This is a genomic window from Streptomyces sp. 2A115 (genome assembly GCF_052245575.1).
Lineage (GTDB): Bacteria > Actinomycetota > Actinomycetes > Streptomycetales > Streptomycetaceae > Streptomyces.
Genome location: NZ_JBQQCG010000100.1, coordinates 1 through 18,398, shown reverse-complemented (window position 1 = coordinate 18,398; position 18,398 = coordinate 1). Strand labels below are relative to the sequence as shown.

General features: G+C 69.2%; 18 protein-coding genes and 1 pseudogene. 12 read left to right on the top strand and 7 right to left on the bottom strand.

All coding sequences use genetic code 11. The features are described 5' to 3' along the window. The first annotated feature begins 32 nt into the window (after positions 1–32). Positions 33–971 (top strand): VOC family protein, encoded by a 939-nt coding sequence (locus tag ACTWQR_RS48115; protein WP_443233668.1) that lies wholly within the window; start codon positions 33–35, stop codon positions 969–971. 43 nt (positions 972–1,014) lie between these two features. Here ACTWQR_RS48115 and ACTWQR_RS48110 read toward each other — a convergent pair whose 3' ends face one another. Beyond that, positions 1,015–1,614 carry a TetR/AcrR family transcriptional regulator gene (locus ACTWQR_RS48110; RefSeq protein ID WP_124444964.1) on the bottom strand — a complete coding sequence of 200 codons (600 nt, stop codon included), beginning with the start codon at positions 1,612–1,614 and terminating at the stop codon, positions 1,015–1,017. A 114-nt stretch (positions 1,615–1,728) separates the two neighbouring features. Here ACTWQR_RS48110 and ACTWQR_RS48105 point away from each other — a divergent pair, with 114 nt between their 5' ends. The 4 genes from ACTWQR_RS48105 to ACTWQR_RS48090 are packed head-to-tail and all read left to right on the top strand — an operon-like array spanning position 1,729 to position 6,245. Next, complete coding sequence (locus ACTWQR_RS48105) at positions 1,729–2,748, top strand: fumarylacetoacetate hydrolase family protein (RefSeq protein WP_443233667.1); 1,020 nt, start codon at positions 1,729–1,731, stop codon at positions 2,746–2,748. A gap of 17 nt (positions 2,749–2,765) precedes the next feature. Beyond that, positions 2,766–3,344 carry a cupin domain-containing protein gene (locus ACTWQR_RS48100; protein WP_443233666.1) on the top strand — a complete coding sequence of 193 codons (579 nt, stop codon included), beginning with the start codon at positions 2,766–2,768 and terminating at the stop codon, positions 3,342–3,344. Next, a complete protein-coding gene (locus ACTWQR_RS48095) occupies positions 3,341–5,284 on the top strand; it encodes an acetoacetate--CoA ligase (protein WP_443233665.1) in 1,944 nt (647 codons plus the stop codon). The genes ACTWQR_RS48100 and ACTWQR_RS48095 overlap by 4 nt, the downstream gene beginning before the upstream one ends. A 7-nt stretch (positions 5,285–5,291) precedes the next feature. Next, complete coding sequence (locus ACTWQR_RS48090) at positions 5,292–6,245, top strand: fumarylacetoacetate hydrolase family protein (RefSeq protein WP_443233664.1); 954 nt, start codon at positions 5,292–5,294, stop codon at positions 6,243–6,245. 6 nt (positions 6,246–6,251) lie between these two features. On the opposite strand, the gene ACTWQR_RS48085 is transcribed toward ACTWQR_RS48090, so the two are convergent. Continuing rightward, on the bottom strand, positions 6,252–6,530 hold the full coding sequence (locus ACTWQR_RS48085; RefSeq protein ID WP_443233684.1) for a MarR family winged helix-turn-helix transcriptional regulator: 279 nt from the start codon (positions 6,528–6,530) through the stop codon (positions 6,252–6,254). 214 nt (positions 6,531–6,744) lie between these two features. Continuing rightward, the gene (locus ACTWQR_RS48080) at positions 6,745–7,086 is read right to left on the bottom strand and encodes a hypothetical protein (protein WP_443233663.1); all 342 of its coding nucleotides are present in this window, start codon (positions 7,084–7,086) and stop codon (positions 6,745–6,747) included. Positions 7,087–7,461: 375 nt separating this feature from the next. On the opposite strand from ACTWQR_RS48080, the gene ACTWQR_RS48075 reads away from it, so the two are divergent. From ACTWQR_RS48075 to ACTWQR_RS48050, 6 genes are all read left to right on the top strand, one after another. Next, positions 7,462–8,091, top strand: coding sequence for an RNA polymerase sigma factor (locus ACTWQR_RS48075; protein WP_443233662.1), 630 nt, complete (start codon positions 7,462–7,464; stop codon positions 8,089–8,091). Continuing rightward, positions 8,088–8,876, top strand: coding sequence for a hypothetical protein (locus tag ACTWQR_RS48070; RefSeq protein WP_443233661.1), 789 nt, complete (start codon positions 8,088–8,090; stop codon positions 8,874–8,876). The genes ACTWQR_RS48075 and ACTWQR_RS48070 overlap by 4 nt, the downstream gene beginning before the upstream one ends. 333 nt (positions 8,877–9,209) lie before the next feature. Beyond that, positions 9,210–10,322, top strand: a complete 1,113-nt coding sequence (locus tag ACTWQR_RS48065; protein WP_443233660.1) for an ABC transporter substrate-binding protein — start codon at positions 9,210–9,212, stop codon at positions 10,320–10,322. An 18-nt stretch (positions 10,323–10,340) separates the two neighbouring features. Next, complete coding sequence (locus ACTWQR_RS48060) at positions 10,341–10,799, top strand: transposase (RefSeq protein WP_443233683.1); 459 nt, start codon at positions 10,341–10,343, stop codon at positions 10,797–10,799. 189 nt (positions 10,800–10,988) lie between these two features. Then, complete coding sequence (locus ACTWQR_RS48055) at positions 10,989–11,366, top strand: nuclear transport factor 2 family protein (protein WP_443233659.1); 378 nt, start codon at positions 10,989–10,991, stop codon at positions 11,364–11,366. A 295-nt stretch (positions 11,367–11,661) separates the two neighbouring features. Continuing rightward, positions 11,662–11,901, top strand: a complete 240-nt coding sequence (locus tag ACTWQR_RS48050) for a hypothetical protein (protein WP_443233658.1) — start codon at positions 11,662–11,664, stop codon at positions 11,899–11,901. 276 nt (positions 11,902–12,177) lie between these two features. Here ACTWQR_RS48050 and ACTWQR_RS48045 read toward each other — a convergent pair whose 3' ends face one another. After that, entirely contained in the window at positions 12,178–12,840 is a 663-nt protein-coding gene (locus ACTWQR_RS48045) for a response regulator (protein WP_443233657.1), read from the bottom strand. Then, positions 12,815–13,987 carry a sensor histidine kinase gene (locus ACTWQR_RS48040; protein WP_443233656.1) on the bottom strand — a complete coding sequence of 391 codons (1,173 nt, stop codon included), beginning with the start codon at positions 13,985–13,987 and terminating at the stop codon, positions 12,815–12,817. Before ACTWQR_RS48040 ends, ACTWQR_RS48045 begins: the two co-directional genes overlap by 26 nt. A 175-nt stretch (positions 13,988–14,162) precedes the next feature. Between ACTWQR_RS48040 and ACTWQR_RS48035 the strand changes: the two genes are divergently transcribed. Then, positions 14,163–16,433, top strand: a complete 2,271-nt coding sequence (locus tag ACTWQR_RS48035; RefSeq protein WP_443233655.1) for an MMPL family transporter — start codon at positions 14,163–14,165, stop codon at positions 16,431–16,433. 41 nt (positions 16,434–16,474) lie between these two features. On the opposite strand, the pseudogene ACTWQR_RS48030 reads toward ACTWQR_RS48035, so the two are convergent. Together ACTWQR_RS48030 and ACTWQR_RS48025 are read right to left on the bottom strand one after the other, a co-directional pair. Further along, positions 16,475–16,829: pseudogene (locus ACTWQR_RS48030) on the bottom strand (antibiotic biosynthesis monooxygenase family protein). Between the two features lie 480 nt (positions 16,830–17,309). Continuing rightward, the gene (locus ACTWQR_RS48025; RefSeq protein ID WP_443233654.1) at positions 17,310–18,278 is read right to left on the bottom strand and encodes a mannose-binding protein; all 969 of its coding nucleotides are present in this window, start codon (positions 18,276–18,278) and stop codon (positions 17,310–17,312) included. Positions 18,279–18,398: the final 120 nt, after the last annotated feature.

Here is an 18,398-nt window from a genome sequence, read left to right as displayed (position 1 = left end):
TGCAAACACTGTTTCACTCACAGGAGTTCACCATGCACGACCAGCCCATCACCCACCTTCGGCACGTCGACATCGCCGTTCAGGACTACGACAAGCAGGTCGCCTTCTACGAGCAGCAGTGGGGGCTGACCAAGGCCGGCACCGACGGCGATGTCACGTACTTCGCCGCCGAGGGCTCGCCCGAGCAGTATGTCGTCCGGGTCCGCCGCTCCCAGGACAAGCGCCTCGACCTGGTCTCCTTCGGCGCCGCCGACCGCGCTGCCGTGGACGGCCTCGCCACCCGCCTCGCCACTGACGGCGTGAAGCTGGTCAGCGAGCCGGACACGCTGCAGACGCCCGGCGGCGGCTACGGCTTCCGGTTCTTCGACGTGGAGGGGCGCACTGTCGAAGTCTCCGCGGAGGTCGCCGCCCGTACCCACCGAAGGGTCGAGGAACGCGAGGACATCCCGGTGCGGCTGTCCCACGTCGTCCTCAATTCCCCCGAGCCCGAGCGCATGATGGCCTTCTACGAGAAGTACCTGGACTTCCGGCTCACCGACACCAACGTGCACCCGCAGCTCGGCGGGATCATGTGGTTCCTGCGGTGCAACCCGCAGCACCACAGCATCGCGATCGCCCGCTGCCCCCATGTCTCGCTGCACCACGCGTCGTTCGAGATGCGCGGCCTGGAGGAGTACATGCGCGGCAGTGGCCGCCTGATGCGCGACGGAGTCCACAAGGTTTGGGGGCCGGGCCGGCATCGTGCCGGCGACAACACCTTCACGTACTTCCACGACCCCAACGGCAACACCATGGAGTACACCACGGAGCTGGAGATCCTCGACGAGGACACCTGGCATCCCCACCTGTACAGCACCGACGACCCGGAGACCTCGGACGTGTGGGGGACGTCCAACCCGATGAACGAGTTCGTGTCCAAGGAGATGTTCAACGACCCCGACCGGGGATTGTTCATCCCACCGCCGGTGTGACCGCGCTAGCGACTGAGGCGCACTCGGGACGCCGGGGGAGGGCTCAGGATTCCCCGTCTGGTGACGGATGGGCTTCCAGGCCGCGGATGCCCAGGTCCACGAGTTGTTCCGCGAGCGCGTCGTCGAGCGGGCTGACGCCGAACAGGAGATGGAAGTAGACCGGTGCGTAGAACAACTGGGCTGCCGACTTCGGATCGAGGTCGGACCGGAAGACGCCTTCGTCGATTCCCCTGCGCATCAGCTTCTCGACGGCCGCGGCGCGCTCCTGCCAGAAGCGCTCGCGGAAGTTGGCCATGGTCTCGGGGTCGTACTGCCCCTCGGCGATGATCTGGGCGACCAGCTTGCCCTGCGGGCCGGCGTAGCGGGAGATCAGCGACTTGAGGTGTGCCAGGAGGGCGTCGCGCACCGGTACCCCTTCGGGGATGCGGGTGTGCGCCAGGTGGTTCTCCATGAAGGCGTCGATGACGACCGCGGCCTTGTTCGGCCACCACCGGTAGATCGTCGCCTTGCTGACCTTGGCCCGCTTGGCGATCGCCTCCATGGTCAGCTTCTGCACCGTGGTGGCGCGCCGGCCGTCGCGGACAAGGAGGTCCATGGTCGCGTCGAGGATCGCGCGACGACTCAATTCGCTTCGTACAGCCACGGAGTCAAGTTAACCCACGCACGGCCTCATTCCCCAATGTCAGCGCAGGATCGACAAAAGGATGAGCCCGCCATACGATACGAAACGTTTCGAATAGGTGAAGGAGTTGTTCACATGAAGCTCGGTCGGATCTCCGTACCTTCTCCCGATGGCGACCAGATCAGGATCGTCGCCGTGCGGCCCGACGAGGGCAGGGTCATCGACCTGGCCAGGGCCTACGCCGTGGGCAGGCAGGCCGAGGGCGCGACGCCGGACGCGGCCCGCCGACTGGCCGCGGCCCACTTCCCGTCGAGCATGGCCGCCGCCATCGCCGCCGGGCCGACCTTCCTCGACGCCGCCCAATGGGCCGCGGACAGGGCCGCCGATGACGCCTCCCTGCCGATCGAGGGCCTGTCCTGGGTGGCGGCCGTCGACCCGCCGGTCATCCGTGACGGACTGACCTTCCCGGCGCACATGAAGGGGTTCCACGAGAGGGTGGGCGGCGGACTGCCCAACCCTCAGCTGTTCAAGACGCCCGGCTACTTCAAGGGATCCACCGGAGTGGTCTACGGCCACGACGAGGAGATCCCCTACCCGAGCTACTCCGAATACGTCGACTACGAACTGGAGATGGGCTTCATCGTCGGAGCCGCGGGCAGCAATCTGACCCCCGACGGCGCCCGCGCCCACCTGTTCGGCGTCACGATCTTCAACGACTTCAGCGCGCGCGACGTCCAGGGCTACGAGATGGCCATGAGCATGGGCCCGCAGAAGTGCAAGGACTACGCGTACGGCATCGGTCCCTGGATCACGACCGTCGACGAACTGCCTTCCACCGACGGGCTCAAGGGCGTCGTCCGCGTCAACGGTGAGGTCTGGAGTGAGACCGCTGCCGAGGGAATGATCTACACGCCGGAAGAGATGCTCGCCTACGTCTCCATCAACGACAGGCTTCAGCCCGGCGACCTGATCGGCTCCGGCACTCTGCCCAACGGCTCCGGCCTGGAGCTCGACCGGCGGCTGTCGCTCGGAGACGTCATCGAACTCGAACTGGAAGGCGTCGGTGTCCTGCGCAACCGACTGAGCGCCGAGCCGGCCAAGGCCCCCTGGTGGCCCGAGCCCCGCCCGTACCCCTTCGGTACGCCGGCGAACTGACGACGGGAACGACAAAGATGACCAACCCGCACGCCGTCAAGCCGGTACGGCGCATCGTCACCGGCCACACCACCGACGGCCGGTCCACCGTCATCAGCGACGGCCCGGCTCCCAACGTCTTCGTGTCCGACTCCGTCGAAGGCTTCGGCGCGATCGTCCCCTGGCAGACCGAACCGGGCGATGTCAGCAACGACGGCAACCAGGACGCGGCCTCCGCCGACGTCCAGGTGCCGATGTACCCCAAGGCGGGAGGAACGGTCTTCCGGATCGCGAGCTTCCCACCCGACAGCGCCTACACGGACGCCGCCGCCGACTCCCTCTTCGACAACATCGACGGCGAACACGCCCGCGACGCCGCCCACCCCACCGCCGGCGACCGCCACTTCTGGTTCCACCGCACCGACAGCCTGGACTACGCCCTCGTCCTCGAGGGTGAGATATGGCTGCTGACGGACGAGGGAGAGACCCTCACCAGGGCCGGCGACGTGATCATCCAGCGAGGCACCAGCCACTCCTGGTCCAACCGCAGTGACACGACCTGTCGCGTGGCCTTCGTCCTCATCGGTGCCCTGCCCGTCGACACCGCTGTCTCATGAGCACCGCACAGGACATTCTGTGGATGCCCAGCAGTGCCCGGCAGGACGGCAGCGAACTGGCTCGCTACCGCTGTGGGCTGAAGGACTACGACGGCGGTGCCGACTACCTTGATCTCTGGCGCTGGTCGACGCGAGACCTGGGCCGGTTCTGGGAGTCCGTCGCCGAGTTCGAGGACGTACGACTCGGTGGCACCCCGACCGGTCCGGTGGCTCCGCGGGAGATGCCCGGAGGTACGTGGTTCCCCGGCCGTACCGTGAACTATGCCGAGCATGTGCTGCGCCGCTGCCCGGGCGAGGCGCTCGTCGTCGTGGACGACGACGGCACGTCCCACACGCTCTCGCGAGCCGAACTCCGCAGCCAGGTCGCCGCCGTCTCCGCCGCGCTGCGCCGGATGGGTGTGGCCCACGGCGACCGGGTGGCCGCCGTCCTGCCCAACCGCGCGGAGGCCGTCGTAGGGCTCCTCGCCTGCGCGGCGGTGGGGGCCGTCTGGTCGGTCTGCTCCCCGGAGTTCGGCGCGGACGGGGTGACCTCCCGGTTCGCCCAGCTGGAGCCCAAGGTGCTGCTGCTCACGGACGGCTACCACTACGGCGGACGGACGCACGAGCGCACGGACGAGATGAGCGCCCTGCTCGACCGGCTGCCGTCGGTGGAGCACGTGCTCTGGGTCGATCACCTCCACCCCGGAAGCCTGCCCACGGCGGACCGCCCCGTGTCGCTCTGGGGCACGGTCGCCGCGGGAGGAGGCGAGCCGGAGTTCGACGAGCTGCCCTTCGACCACCCGCTGTGGGTGCTGTTCTCATCCGGTACCACCGGGGCACCCAAGGGCATCGTGCACGGCCACGGGGGTGTCCTCCTGGAACACCTCAAGGTCCTGCGGCTGCACTCGGACCTACGGGCGGGCGACCGCTACCTCACCGTCGCCAGCACCAGCTGGGTGGTGTGGAACATGCTGGTCTCCGGGCTCGCGGTCGGAGCCACGATCGTTCTGCTGGACGGGAACCCGGTCCGCCCCGACCTGGGTCGCGTCTTCCGCGTCGCCGACGAACACGACGTCGACACGCTCGGTGTCAGCGCCGGGTACCTGCACGCCTGCCTCAAGGCCGGCCTCGCCCCTGAAACCGGGGCGCTGCGCACGGTGCAGGTGACCGGATCACCGCTGTCCACCGACGGTTTCCGTTGGGTCTACGACCGGCTCGGCAACGTGTGGCTGACCTCCATGAGCGGTGGCACCGACGTGTGCTCGATCTTCGTCGGCGGAGCCCCCACGCTGCCCGTCCGCCTGGGCCGCATCCAGGCGCCCGCCCTGGGCGTCTCCGTGGAAGCGTGGGACGAGGACGGCAAGTCCGTGGTCGGCAAGCGGGGCGAGCTGGTGATCACGCAGCCGATGCCCTCGATGCCGCTCCGCTTCTGGAACGACTCCGACGGCCGGCGCTATCGGCAGAGCTACTTCTCCGTGTATGCCGGAGCCTGGCGGCACGGGGACTTCATCGAGTTCGAGCCCGACGGCAGCAGTGTGATCCATGGCCGCTCGGACTCCACCCTGAACCGGCAGGGCGTGCGCATGGGGCCGGCGGACATCTACCGGGTCGTCGAGGCGCTGCCCGAGGTGCGCGAAGCCCTCGTCGTGGGCGCCGAACTGGGGGAAGACGCCTACTACATGCCGCTGTTCGTCGCCCTCCAGGAGGACGCCGACTTCGAAGCGGTGGCGCTGCGCATCAACCAGGTGATCCGGGAGGAGCTGTCACCGCGGCACGTGCCCGACGAGGTCGTGCGCATGCGCGGGATCCCGCACACCCGCACGGGAAAGAAGATCGAGGTGCCGGTCAAGCGCTTGCTGCAGGGAGCTTTGCTGAACGACGTCGTTGACCTGGGCGCGGTGGACGACAGCGCACTGCTCCAGGAGTACGCGGAGTTCGCCCACACTCGCCGGAAAGCATGAGGAAACCATGAGCCAGACCCCCTTCTCGCTGGGAACGTTCGCCGACGGGCAGTCCGGTCCGTTCCCTGGCATCGTCGTGAACGACAGGGTGTACGACACCCGGACCGTCCTGCCCGCCGCCGCGACTACATCGGACCTGCTGGCCGACTGGGACGCATCGCTGGAAACGCTCCAGTCCCTGGCCGACGCACCTGAGGCCGACGGGCGGCTGGTCGGCGAGCTCACTGTGCTCGTCCCGGTCCAGCCACCGGGCCAGATCTTCGGCGCCGGGGCCAACTATCGCGAGCACGTCATCCAGATCACCGTGGCGCACCGCCTGGGAAAGGCGGACGCCACCGAGGAGGAGCTGCGCGAGCAGGCCGCCCGGGAGATGGACGAGCGGGCCGCGCACGGAGAGCCCTACGTGTGGGTGGGCGTCCCGTCCGCGATCAGCGGCCCGTACGACGACGTGATCCTGCCCTCTCTCGGTGAGAACCATGACTGGGAACTCGAGCTGGGCGTGGTCATCGGGCGCGAGACACGCGAGGTGAGCCGTGACGAGGCACTGGACCACGTCGCCGGGTACACCATCTGCAACGACCTGACGACGCGCAGCCTGGTGCCCCGTCCGGAGATCCCGATGATGGGCACCGACTGGATGCGGGCGAAGAACCAGCCCACGTTCTACCCCACGGGCCCCTACCTCGTGCCGGCGCGCTTCGTGCCCGACCCGCAGGACCTGGACATCACGCTCCGGCTCAACGGCAAGGTCATGCAGAAGGGCAACACCAACGACATGATCTTCGGGATCGCGGCCCTCATCTCGTACATCTCGCACCGGGTGACGCTGCAGCCGGGCGACATGATCATCACTGGTTCTCCGCAGGGCAACGGCTCGCACTACGGCCGCTTCCTGCAGGCGGGCGACGTGATGGACAGCGAGATCACCGGACTCGGCGCGCAGCGAAACCTCTGCAGGTAGCAGCCGTCACATCCGTTGCTTGACCTCGAACTGCAGCGAGTGGGTGGTCAGCTTCTCCAGCAGTGCGATCAGCGTCCGCTGTTCGTCCGAGCTGAGCGAGCCCGCCCACTCCTGTTCACGTTCGTTGTGCGCCTGGAAAGCCGTGGTGATCGCGTGCAGACCGCTCTCGGTGAGGCTGAGGTCGACCGCGCGTCCGTCGTGCGGGGCATGTGCCTTGGTGACGAGACCGTCCCGCTCCAGCGTGTTCACCAGCGCCGACACGGCCGCGCGACTCATGCCGGACAGCTCCGCGGAAGAAGGCGCCGCCGATCTGGAGCGAGGTGGCCTGGAGGCCTCCCGCGACGCCGCCGTCCTTGACGGGGGCGCCGCACAAGATCCGACGGGCGGAATCTACGCCAGGAGCTCCGCCAGGCGTGCGCGTCGCCCGCCAGCAGGACCCGGCCCTGCCGGTAATGAGGGACCCGGCGCTCGTCGAAGCTGAAAGTGCCGTCCGTGTCGGTCAGCCCGGCGGCGAGCACGTCACCGCGCACGACTCTTCCCAGCGGCCGAACCCGAGGCTGCGAAACGGCGGCTCCTGCCAGGGATGCAGCGCGTCCAGACGCTCCAGCAGACGCCGCAGGAAGTCCCGGATCGACGGCTCGTCATGCGGCTGCCAGGACAGGTCTTCCCGCCAGGCAACCGTGGCGAGGGCCGCCTCGATCCCCGCGTACTGCTCCTCGACGGTGAGGTCGTAGAGAGGCCGCTCCAGGATCATGCGGGCGATGCGCTCGACTTCTTTGTCGCTCAGCTCCCGGCTGAACTGCAGGGAATAAAGGATCGCTACGACCACCCCGAGATGCATGCGCACAGTATGACGGCGCGACTATTGCCGGGTTGTTCCCGGCCGAGTTCGCCGCCTTGCGCGGGCGAGGTGGAGAAGACCCAATCCACCTCGCGCGAGCGCGAGGCCCCAAGAAGTCCGCCCCCGGATCCCGTAAGTGGACGTTGGTGCTGCGGTCGGCCCGGCCGCATCGACGCCGCTGGCATTGAGGCGGAGGGGGCAACTGCCTGGCCGGGCGGAACGTCCTTGGGGCATGACGCACCCCGAGCCCTGTACCGGTTTCGACTCGCTGCCCTGTCCTCACCGCAGCCACGGCGCCGCCCTCACGGTCGCAGCGTGCGACGCTGTGACTGGTCTCACATGGAACTCATGGGCGGCTGGGTGGCGGGGATAGGCATGGACCCAGGATTTCGAGCCCGTATCCGGGCGGGCGACGAGGGCGCCTTCGCCGTGCTGTTCCGCGAACACGGCCGAACGGTTTACAACCACTGCTTCCGCCTGACCGGGGACTGGTCGGTCGCCGAAGACTGCACCTCACTGGTGTTCCTGGAAGCGTGGCGGTTGCGAGAGAAGGTCGAGCGTGACGGTGGTGGCCTGCTGCCCTGGCTGTTGGGAGTCGCCACCCACGTCATTCATCGGCGTCGGCGGGTGGCCCGGCGGCACCGGGCGCTGATGGAGCGGATGCCTCCTCCCGGCCTGCTGCCGGACTTCGCCGACGAGGTGGTGGGCCGACTGGAGGACCAGGACAGGATCGCAGCAGTCCGCGCGGCGCTGAGGCGGCTGTCGCGCAGTGACCGTGAGGTGCTGGCGCTTTGCGTATGGGCGGAGCTGGACTATGCCGCGGCCGCCGAGACGCTGGGTGTCCCGGTGGGCACCGTGCGCTCCCGGTTGTCTCGTGCCCGCCGTCGGCTGGAGAAGCTGACGGACAAGAACCTCGCCCTGGACAGGGAACTAGCGGCCGTGGATTGGCAGCAGACAGGTGACCGCACCGAGGCGGTACGGCCGAGCGGAGGAGAATCACGGTGACCCGGGACCAGAACGACGATGTGCACGTGCTGCGTCGGATGCTGACCGTGCCCGCCGAGCGGGACTTTCCCGCCGACCGTCGGCAGCAGCGTGAGGAACACCTGATGAGCAGTTGGCTGCAGCTGGCGCGCGAACAGGACAAGACCAGGCGACGGCGCTTGGCGGTGCGGGTGATGGCCCCCGTAGCGGTGGCTGCGGCCGTGGCCGGGATCGCGGTGACCGCCAACCAGACCGGCACCCCTACGGGGCGTGACGCCCCCGCCCGACACACGGCCCCTGAGGCCGGACACTTCCCGGAAAGGATCAACACCGTGGCTTACACCCTCAACCGTGAACCGCACGGCGTCGTCAAGGTCACCATTCGCGACATTGGAGAGATGAAGCCCGACCCCGAGCGCCTCCAGCGTGATCTCGCCCGGATGGGGGTGCGCGCCCGGGTCTACCAAGGAGACCCGGACTGCCCCGTCAACGAGGGGAAGACGACTTCTGGTGATGAGTCGCGCGACGACCACCTTGCCTTGAAGGTGGTGCAGTTCGAGAGCGAAGGGGGCAGGTTCACGGCGTCCATCCACCCGGACAGGATCCCCGCGGACCATACCCTCGTCATCATCTTCCCTGTCGCCACCACTGACACCGGCGTCGACGAAGTGGCGTTTGACGTCATCGAAGCAGAGGGACCCGACTGCTGGCACATGCCCGCTCCCGGAGCCCGTGACGAGGATTACGTCGTAGGTGGGGACGGCCGCATGAGGTGGGTCCCGCCAAGCGGCGCGGCCAAGCACTGACGAGGTTCACGAAACGCGTGCTGCGCTCGCGGTGCACCTGATCGGGGCGCGGGCGGAGAGTAAGGTCACCGAGTGCTACGAGGCCCCGGTGGTGAGCACCCATCGACGGGGTGCGCGCCACCCGGGCCCTGTAGCATCCGCAGGTCATGGTGGGGACCGAGCTTGGCGGTTCACTTCCGTGCAGATGAGGGCCGCACGCCCTGCTGTACTGCCCGGCATGATCACCTAGGTGCGCCCGCCACGGCGAGATGAGATGAAAGCGCCCCATCGGGCCTTGCCACTCTGCGATCCGGTCGAACGGCAACCGAATCGTCACACGGGAGACGCCAACGCATGAATACGCCACCAGCACCACCTGGATCGGAGCGGACTGACGGACCATCCGTCCATATCGGCGTTCTCGTTCCGTTGACCCGGCCCGGCTGGGTCGGGGCAGGCCAACACTTGCTCGCCGGACTCGAGTTGGCCGTTGGCGAAGTCAATGACGCCGGCGGGATCGGCGGAAGACCTCTGGAGCTTGTGGTCCGAGACACCGCGGCTGACCCACAGAGGGCCGCGGCGGCTCTGGACGAATTGGCCGGCCTGGGCGTGGCCGCGTTGGCGGGGGAGTATCACAGCGTCGTCGCCCGCGCCGCTGCCACCAGGGCCGACGCCCTCGGCCTGCCCTTCTTGTGCTCGTCAGCGGTTCTCGACGCGCTCACCGAGCGGCCGACGGAATGGGTCGCGCGCCTCTCCCCGCCGCAGTCCCGGGGCTGGCAAGTCTACGCGGACTTCCTCCTCGGCGCGGGCCACCGTCGCATCGCCGTAGCAACCCAGCCGAGTGTCTACTGGGCAACTGGAACCCGCATTCTGCGGGACCACCTCGCTGCACGCGGCGGCACCCTCACCGAACTCGAGATGAGCGCGCTCACCCCTGCGGCCGTGTGCGACGCACTCATCGACAGTCGCGCGACAGCCCTCCTTCTTCTGGTCGGCCACCCGGATCCGGCAGTGCCCATCGTCAAGTCCGTCCGCGGCGACCAGCGCCTCGCCGAGATCTTGATCGGTGCTCCGGCCGGGCAACCAGAGTTCGCCGAATGGGCGACGTCGCTGGGCGACGACAGCGCCGGGGTCCCGTTCTTGCGCTACCTGCCCGAGCGCCTCGGCCCACTCGGTGCACGAGTGGAGAAAGTCCTCCGCGAGCGGCTGGGCGAAGCGCCCTCCTTCGTCGCGTTCGAGGGCTACGACACGGTCGCCGTGCTCGCCGATGTACTGCGTTCTCACGGCGCGGACCGGGCGCGCATCGCCGAATCCTGGCCGCGGGTTGCAGTCGAAGGCACCCGCGGGCTGATCCAGTTCTCCCGCATGCCAGGCATCAGCGTTTGGCAATGGGCTCGGCCGCCAATCCAAGTCGTTGATCGAGATCCGGCGGAACCCGATCGCTTTCGGATCCTTCACGCCAGCTGAGAGAGCAGGGAGGTCTGACTGCCCAGATGCCGGGATGCCGCGAAAAGAGTGCCGGGCAGGAAGAGATGCCTGGCCGTGGACGTGTTGGGGCTCGTCGTCGCGGTCGTCGTACTCGCGGCCTCCGCGCACGAGAACACCGCCGGCATCGCCCTGCTGGACCAGGTCGCCGGGCAGAGCCGCAGCGTGAAGAAGGCCCTGGTCGACCAGGGCCTCACGAAGAAGGTCGTCGAGCACGGCAAGAACGTGGGCATCGACGTCGAGATCGTCGAGCGCAACTCGGACGACAAGGGCTTCGTTCCGCAGGCCAAGCGGTGGATCGTGGAGCAGACCTACGGGATCCTGATACTGCACCGGCGCCTCGCCCGCGACTACGAGACCCACCCGCACCGATCCGAAGCCATAATCCGCCTCGCGATGATCGACCTCATAAGCAGACGACTGACCCGCGAATCCACCCTGAACTGGCGCGACACCTGACTTCGAACCAAACACTTCCCCCGGGACAAAACGCTCTTTTAGCTTGTGCTTTATGGCCTGGCCTGGTTGCGTTCGATGATCGTCTCAGGCCGTTTGACGGTCTTGCCCACGTCGTAGCGGGTGGCGGGGTGACGGTTCTTCGAACCGAGCGGCCCTCCCGATCCCGGTGTGGAACGGCATAATGCGCCCATGGATCATGGAACAGCGCGGGCGTTCGTCGACTCCTGGGTGACGGCGTGGAACGCGCACGACTTGGACGCTCTGCTAACGCACTTCGCCGACGACGTGACTTTCCGGTCGCCGGTGGCCGCGCAGCTGCTCGGCAGTGACGGGGTCATTCGCGGCAAGGACGCGTTGCGCGCCTACTGGGCGGAGGGCCTGCGGCGCATCCCGGACCTGCAGTTTGAAGTGGTCGGGTGCTACGTCGGCGTGGACTGCCTGGTCATCAACTACCGCAACCAGAAGGGCGGACTGGTCAACGAGGTGCTGACCTTCGAAGGCCCGCTGGTCGCCGAGGGATACGGCACCTACCTCGGCGAGGACGCCAACCCGGCCGGAGCACGCTGAATTTGTTCTGGGGAACCGGCTCGAACGGTGCCCCCGAACGTGATCACTCGGAAGTGCATCCGGCGGACGTGAGAGCGGCCTTCGGCTGATCCTGTGCTCCAACCAAAGAGGCACATAACCAGCACGAAGGCCGTGGGGGAATGAGTCTGCTGCATCACGACGTCCAGCAGGAAGTGTTCGCGGTGGCGTCACACTTCCGGGACGACTTCTTCGATTGCCTGACCGCGCGTGGGGACACGCGGGCCAGGAGAGGGACCTGCTGGGGCCTGTCGCTTCCGGCACCCGAGAACGGACGTTGGCTCCCTTCTCTCCGACCGCGGCCGCGTACACGGTGTTCTTCGCGCAGTGTGAGGGCAAGGGGTCGGTGTACGTCGCGACAGAGGCCGCGGAGAGGGGGCAGAAGGTCCGGTGCGGGGTGCCCACGAGCGGTCTGGTCTACAGCGGCACGGATGAGGCCCAATCCGTCACGATCACGCCGTCCGACGACGTCAAGGAGTGGACGATCGCCATCCTCGACGGCGATCACAACGCCTGATTGCCTCTCGCGGGGCTTCAGGGCTGCTAGGGCGCGTATCGAGTCGTGATCATCGGGTGGTCCTGGTGAGGTCTTTGATCCAGATCATCGAGGCGTGCAGATGGAGACTGGCGAGGTAGCTGTCGGGAGTCTTGTCGTATCGAATGTCTCACCGTCCCAGTTCCGGCCTCCTGGTACGTCACGCTCTGGGGCGGGTGAGGCACGTGGAGCCGACATGAGCCGACCGGTGCACTGATGTCCGGGCAGGGACTCATGGGACATGGCCCGGCACCCGGCTCAGGTTCCGGGGAGGATACGGCGCGTTTCGTAGGCCCACATCGCGATCTCGACCCGGTTGCGGGCGCCGAGTTTGGCCATCAGGCTGGCCAGATGCGTCTTCACCGTGCTGAGGCTGATGTGCAGTGCATCGGCGATCTCGGTGTTGGTCAGCCCGCGAGCGACGGCGAGGAGCACCTGCTCCTCGCGGGCGGTGACGGGGGAGACCGGCTGGGCCACGGGCCGGCCGGCGGGCAGGTCCGCGAATGCCTGGAGCAGACGGACGGTGACGCTGGGCGCGATGAGCGCCTCACCGTCGGACGCCGACCGTACGGCCTGGGCCAGAAGGTCTGGTCCCGTGTCCTTGAGGAGGAATCCGCGGGCGCCGGCACGCAGCGCGCCGTAGACGTACTCGTCGAGGTCGAAAGTGGTGATGACGACCACGGCCAGCGGGTCGGCGACGCCCGGGCCGGCGACCAGCCGGGTGGCCTCGAGCCCGTCGAGTACGGGCATGCGGATGTCGAACAGGCAGACGTCGGGGCGTAGTTCGCGGGCCAGACGCACCGCTTCCTGTCCGTCGGCGGCCTCGCCGACCGCCTCGATGCCGGGCTGGGCGTTCAGCATGATCCGCAGCCCGGTGCGGATGATGGTCTGGTCGTCAGCGACGAGGACGCGGATGGGCACCGCTCTCGCTCCTCGCTCTCGGCAGTTCGGCTTCGACATGCCAGCCCTGGTCGGCGCCGGGGCCAGCTTGTAGTTTGCCGCCGAGCAGGGTCGCGCGCTCGCGCAGTCCGGTAAGTCCGTATCCGGCACGGCCTCGGCCGGTGCGGTGGCCGTTGTCGCGCACGCTCACCCGTACCGTGTGCCGTTCCGCGGTGACCCGGACGACGAGCTCGGTCGCGTTGACCGCATGGCGCATGGCGTTGGTCACCGACTCCTGCACGATCCGGTAGACGGCCGCGTCCACGGCCGGGGGCAGCATGTCCAGTTCGCCGTCGAGCCCCAGGTCGACCCTGAGGCGACCACCCGGGGTGCGCACCAGGCGCTCCAGATCCGCGACTCCGGCAGGCGGCGCCAGCTCGGCGCCGACCCCGCGGTCGCGCAGCGCGGCGACCATGGCGCGCATTTCCTCCAGCGTGCGCGCCCCTTCCTCCTCGACCCACTCCAGCGCCTCGACGGCGGCGGACGGGTCGGGGCCCGCGAGCACCCGGCCCGCCTGGGCGATGATCACCATGGCCGACACGTGGTGGGCCACCGTGTCGTGCAGTTCCCGGGCGAGCTGCTCGCGCTCGCGGGAGCGCACCTGCTCCAACTGCCGCTCGCGAGCGGTCACCCGGAACCGCACGGCAGCCCCGACCACACCGGGCAGCAGCAGGAAGACGAAGCCCACGACATTTTCGACGACCGGGGTCTCGTCCGTGACGGAACACAGCGCGCTGGCCGCGAGGATCACCGCGCCGCCCAGCACGATCTCGCGTCCCGATCCCCACCGGAGCAGCGCGTACACCAGCACGAGCACGACCGCGCCGGTGTCCAGGCCGACGGGCTCGCGCGGTGCGGCGACGAGCGAGGCCACCTGAAGCAGGATCACCGAGCCGAACGCCAGCGTCACCATCGCCAGCGGGCGGGTCCGGCGCCACAGGGGCAGCAGGCACAGCCATACGGCGAACACCACCGCCACCGGCCGCCACACGACGTTCTCGCGCAGGGTGGCCTCCAGCGCCACACCGGCAAGGCCCGCGGCGAGCAGCGCCCAGTCCCGCCGCACCCGGGCGGGCGCGTCGGGCGGCCGGGGTTCGGTCCACAGGGTTCGCAGGTCGTCTCGGAGCATGGTTCTCAGCCTAGGGACCGCGGCGTGCCGCGCATCGGCCGAAAGGACGGGTCGTCACTCCTCCCCCGGGCCGACGGATCCGCGGCCCGCGGGCCGATGCCGCGGAGCGCCGTGGCGACGAGCCTCGGCATCGGCGGCCGTACAAGGGCGGCCGACGAGGTGGTTGGAGGACCCGATGCTCTCGAAAGCCCTGTTGCGCCTGGGCGCAAGCGCCGCCCGCCACCCCTGGCGGGTGATCGCGGCATGGCTGATCGCCGCCACGCTCGCCGTCCTCGCCGCCACCGCCTTCGGGGGGCGGACCTCGGACTCGATGACCGCTCCGGGACTCGACTCCCAACGGGCCGCGGAACTGATCGAGCGGGCAGGCACCGGCCAGGAGGGGATGACCGCCCAAGTGGTCGTCACCCCCCTCGACGGCGCTGCGACGTTCTTCGACCACGACAGCGCGCGCACCGCTCTCACGCGGCTGCGGGCCGAGGTGAAGCGGCTGCCGCACGTGCTCGGCACGAGCGACCCGGCGGGGGCGCTCGACGCGGGCGGGGACACCGCCGTGCGCGGCGGCCTCGTTTCGGCCGACGGGCGGATCGCGGTCATCCGGGTGCAGTACCCCGACCAGAGTCGGCTGTCGGCCGAAGACCTCGACGCCCTCGTCGATCTCGGCGACCGGCTGCGCGCCGAGCTGCCGCTGCGCATCGAGATGGGCGGGAACCTCTTCTACGCCTTCTCCGACCCCGACGGCGGCGCGAGCGAGCTGATCGGCCTCCTCGCCGCGGCCGCGATCCTGTTCCTGGCGTTCGGTTCGCTCGTCGCCGCCGCGCTGCCGATCGGCATGGCGGTCTTCGGGCTGACCGTCGGGGTTGCCACGATGACGGTACTGGCGGGGGTGACAGAGGTCCCCACCTTCGCCCCTGTCCTGGGCAGCATGGTCGGGCTCGGAGTGGGCATCGACTACGCGCTGTTCGTGCTCGCCAGGCACCGGGAGTACCTCGCGTGCGGGCTCGATCCGCAGGCGGCGGCCGGACGAGCGGTGGCAACGGCGGGGCGGCCGGTGGTCTTCGCCGGCGGCACCGTCGTCGTGTCGATCCTCGGCCTGGCGGTCGCGAACGTGCCGTTCATGACGGTGGGCGGGGTTGCCGTCTCGATCGTCGTCCTGACGATGGTGCTCGCGTCGGTGACGCTGTTGCCGGCCTTCCTCGGCGCGGCGGGCCTGCGCCTGGCGCGGGCCGGCCGGATCGGCCGGGCTCTGCAGACCAGGAAGCCGGCCCGACTCGCACAGCGGCGGGACCCGGCGGCAGGCGCCGCCCACGCCGACGGGTGGCGTCGCTGGATCGGGCACGTCAGCCGGCACCCGGTCCCGTACGCGGTCGGCGCCGCGGCGCTGCTGCTGACGGCGACGCTGCCCGTGCTCGGCCTGCGCGTCGGCCTGCCCGACGACGGCTCACTGCCCCACAGCCGTACCGAGCGCCGGGCCTACGACCTCGTCGCCGAGGGATTCGGCCCGGGCACCAACGGTCCCCTCGTCATCGCCGCGGACCCCACCGGTGATCCGGGAGTGCTGGACCGACTCGTCGGGGCGGTCGCGGCGGATCCGGGCATCGCATCCGTCGCGCCGACGCACATCGATCGGGCCACCGGCATCGCGACCCTCGTGGTGTTCCCGACCACCAGCCCTCAGGACAAGGCCACGGCCGACACCATCGCCCGGCTGCGCACCAACGTGGTGCCCACGGCGATCGGGCACGGCCCGGCCAGGGCCCACGTCGGCGGCGCCGCCGCGAGCCTGTCCGATGTGGGCCAACGCACCAGCCAACGCCTGCCGGTGTTCGTCGCCGCCGTGCTGGCGATGTCGTTCCTGCTGCTGATGCTGCTCTTCCGCTCGATACTCGTACCTCTGAAGGCGGTACTGCTGAATCTGCTGAGCATCGGCGCGGCCTACGGCATCATGGTCGCGGTCTTCCAGTGGGGCTGGGGAGGCGCACTCATCGGGCTGGAAGCGACGGTTCCGATCGTGTCGTTCATCCCGATGTTCCTCTTCGCCATCCTGTTCGGCCTGTCCATGGACTACGAGGTGTTCCTCCTCTCCCGCGTACGCGAGGAGTACCTGCGCACCGGCGACAACGGCACGGCGATCGTTGAGGGCGTCTCGGGCACCGCCCGGATCATCACCTCGGCCGCCCTCATCATGGTGGCGGTCTTCCTGTCCTTCGCCGTCGCCGAGGACCCCTCCACCAAAATGTTCGGACTCGGCCTGGCCACCGCGATCTTCATCGACGCCACGGTCGTACGCGTGGTGCTGGTACCGGCGACCATGACACTCCTCGGCCGGACCAACTGGTGGCTGCCGAAGTGGCTGGACTGGATGCTTCCCCGCGGCCCGGTCGGCACCGACGACACCGACGCGGAATCCACGGGTGAGGCCCCGCGTCCACGGCTGGTTGACCGTTGACTCAACTCCTGCCCGCCCTTGGCGTCCGGCACCTCAACGCGTCACCCAGGGGCATATCGAGTCGTGATCATCGGGTGGTCCTGCTGCACGACCTCGAAGGACCACAGCGTGGACCCGCTCGCCGCCGGCTTGGGACGCTCTCCGCCCTCTGCGCCACCGCCACCCTGGTGGGCTGTTTTCATGGGGCCCTCCATCCAGGCCTGGAAGGACTCCTCGTCACGCCGCCGCGTGTAGACGAGGTAACTGTCGGTGCCTTCGACGGGGCGCGTAGGAGTTCGAACCACTCGAACCTGTCGGAGTTCTCGGCGGCATGGGCGCGGGAGGCGAAGCGCTTCTCCAGGGTCTCCCGCTGCTCGGCTGGGACGGTCAGTACGTTTTGATCTTTACGACGCTCATGGACCCATCCTGCCCCACGGCGGCCGACAGACGAGGCCCGGCTGGTACATCACGAGCCTTCGCGACGCACCAGCCGCGGTCCCGGCTGGTCTGCCCGCATCCGGCCGAGGCCGAGAACGTGGTCGACGTACCCGTGTCGTCACCACGGACACCACGTGCCTCACACTCCCGGCCACCCTCCGCGGCGGCGGATGATGCGGCAGAGGACGGTGTCGAACGCCGGTACGCGGATCCGGTCGACCGACCGGTGCACGTCGCCGTCGCCGATCGGCCGCTCGCGAGGTGCGGCGCCTGCGCGTCCGCAGCATGCGAGTGCGCCATCGGCGGCAGCGCGAAGTGTCTCCGGCGGGCGCAGGTGCCGGATCCGCTCCGCCCAGCAACACACCCGCTCGCGCGCCCGGTTACGCAGAGCCAGTCCCGCCGCTTGAAGATGCCCGTACCGTAGGGGCAAGGCCTGACAATGGGCCCCGCCGCACGGTGTCAGGTCGACCAGACAACCCCACCCTTGTACACGATGACCACCTTGGCGTCGGCCCGGAGGACCAGTTGGGCGCCCTCGTTGCCGTGGCTCCGGGAGGCCCAGATCGGCCGGTCGGCGGCGTTGTGGATAACGAGGTTGCCGTCGTTCTGGAAGATCGCCCGGTGGTTGTCGCCGAAGGTCATGGACGCCCAGATGGGCTTGCCCTTCTCGTTGTAGACGACGAGGTTGCCGTCGGCCTGCATGACCATGCGGATGCGGTTGGTGGTCCAGGCCTGGTTGACCTCCAGGACACTGGGCGCGGAGACGGTCTCGGTGCTCCAGTTCGGCTTCGGGGGCGCCTTGGGCGTGGGCTTCTTCTCGGGCGGGCTGCTGCTCGTCCTGGGATCCGGCGCGGGCGCGGCGGGCCTGGGGGCGGTGGCCTTCGGGGCCTCGCTCTTCTTCGGTTTCTCCTTGCTCGGGGACGAACTGGGCTTCCCGGCCACGTAGTCGTCGAGGACGGCGGGGTCGGAGCTCGGGTCCAGGACGGTGTCGGAGCCCTCCGCGGCCACCCCCTTGGCGGTGTCGCGGTTCCCGTCGTCCTTCGCGCTCCCGGCCAGCAGCAGCGGTATGGCGATCAGGGCGGCGCCGGCGATCGCCGCCCCGGCCAGGATCGGCTTGCGGGGGCGTCCGCTGGCGACGCCGGTGTCGGCCTTGACGCCCGGCGGCGCCGTCCCGACGGCCGCCGCCACGGCGACGCCCTCCTCGGGAGCCTCGGTGGTCCTGGCGGCGGCCGAGGGCGTGGGTGGGGCGGCAGTGGTCTCCCCGGTAGGTGTAGTGCGGGACTCCGCCTGGGGGGCTGCGGCCGGGCTCGGCGCGTGCTCATCCGGTGCGGAGGATATGGAGGAGGACGCGGGTGGGGATCCGGCCTCCTCTGCGCGGGCGGCGGCCGCCTCCGCGTTCGCGCCGGGGGTCTGGTGCTGGGGGGACATGCGGTACTCCTCCTCGGTGGCGGAGCTGTCGGTGGTGGGGGGGCATGGGCCCGCGCAGCGGCCGGGCCGGACGAACGCGGCAAGCTCGACGCGGGAACTTCCCCCCCCCCCCCCCGCCTT

What these genes read in the sequence shown, in the direction of transcription:
- ACTWQR_RS48115 (WP_443233668.1), top strand. Translation starts at nt 33, where the DNA reads ATGCACGACCAGCCCATCACCCACCTTCGGCACGTCGACATCGCCGTT.
- ACTWQR_RS48105 (WP_443233667.1), top strand. Translation starts at nt 1,729, where the DNA reads ATGAAGCTCGGTCGGATCTCCGTACCTTCTCCCGATGGCGACCAGATC.
- ACTWQR_RS48100 (WP_443233666.1), top strand. Translation starts at nt 2,766, where the DNA reads ATGACCAACCCGCACGCCGTCAAGCCGGTACGGCGCATCGTCACCGGC.
- ACTWQR_RS48095 (WP_443233665.1), top strand. Translation starts at nt 3,341, where the DNA reads ATGAGCACCGCACAGGACATTCTGTGGATGCCCAGCAGTGCCCGGCAG.
- ACTWQR_RS48090 (WP_443233664.1), top strand. Translation starts at nt 5,292, where the DNA reads ATGAGCCAGACCCCCTTCTCGCTGGGAACGTTCGCCGACGGGCAGTCC.
- ACTWQR_RS48080 (WP_443233663.1), bottom strand. Translation starts at nt 7,086, where the DNA reads ATGCATCTCGGGGTGGTCGTAGCGATCCTTTATTCCCTGCAGTTCAGC.
- ACTWQR_RS48075 (WP_443233662.1), top strand. Translation starts at nt 7,462, where the DNA reads ATGGACCCAGGATTTCGAGCCCGTATCCGGGCGGGCGACGAGGGCGCC.
- ACTWQR_RS48065 (WP_443233660.1), top strand. Translation starts at nt 9,210, where the DNA reads ATGAATACGCCACCAGCACCACCTGGATCGGAGCGGACTGACGGACCA.
- ACTWQR_RS48055 (WP_443233659.1), top strand. Translation starts at nt 10,989, where the DNA reads ATGGATCATGGAACAGCGCGGGCGTTCGTCGACTCCTGGGTGACGGCG.
- ACTWQR_RS48040 (WP_443233656.1), bottom strand. Translation starts at nt 13,987, where the DNA reads ATGCTCCGAGACGACCTGCGAACCCTGTGGACCGAACCCCGGCCGCCC.
- ACTWQR_RS48035 (WP_443233655.1), top strand. Translation starts at nt 14,163, where the DNA reads ATGCTCTCGAAAGCCCTGTTGCGCCTGGGCGCAAGCGCCGCCCGCCAC.
- ACTWQR_RS48025 (WP_443233654.1), bottom strand. Translation starts at nt 18,278, where the DNA reads ATGTCCCCCCAGCACCAGACCCCCGGCGCGAACGCGGAGGCGGCCGCC.